The sequence below is a fragment of the Brevundimonas sp. genome (genome assembly GCF_036659295.1).
In the GTDB taxonomy this organism is placed as follows: Bacteria; Pseudomonadota; Alphaproteobacteria; order Caulobacterales; family Caulobacteraceae; genus Brevundimonas.
On sequence record NZ_JAVXCU010000183.1, the window covers coordinates 1 to 539 of the forward strand.

General features: G+C 63.6%; 1 protein-coding gene. It reads right to left on the reverse strand.

Annotated features, from left to right (window positions below):
- The coding region (locus RSB01_RS14255; protein ID WP_332625783.1) for an aromatic amino acid lyase at positions 1 to 539 on the reverse strand (539 nt) is incomplete at both ends.

Consider the following 539-nt stretch of genomic DNA (forward strand, 5'->3'; position numbering starts at 1 on the left):
TCGACACGTGGTCTTCCTGGTTGGCCGACGTCGGCAGGCTGTCGACGCTATGGGGATGGGACAACGCCTTGTTCTCGCTGGCCAACGCCGCTGCCGTCACCTGGGCAATCATGAAACCGGAGTTGACCCCGCCATTGCCCACCAGGAACGGCGGCAATTGCGACATGTGCTTGTCCATCATCAACGAGATACGGCGCTCGCTCAGGGAGCCGATTTCAGCGATGGCCAGGGCCATGTTGTCGGCGGCCATCGCCACCGGTTCGGCGTGGAAGTTACCGCCGGAGATCACATCGCCTTCGGCGGCGAATACCAGCGGGTTATCCGATACCGCGTTGGCTTCGACCACCAACACTTCGGCCGCCTGGCGGAACTGGGTCAGGCAGGCGCCCATGACTTGCGGCTGGCAGCGCAGGGAGTACGGGTCTTGCACTTTGTCGCAGTTCTGGTGGGACTGGGACACCTGGCTGCTTTCACCGAGCAGGTCGCGATAGGCAGCGGCCGAGTCGATCTGCCCACGCTGGCCACGGGCTGCATGGATG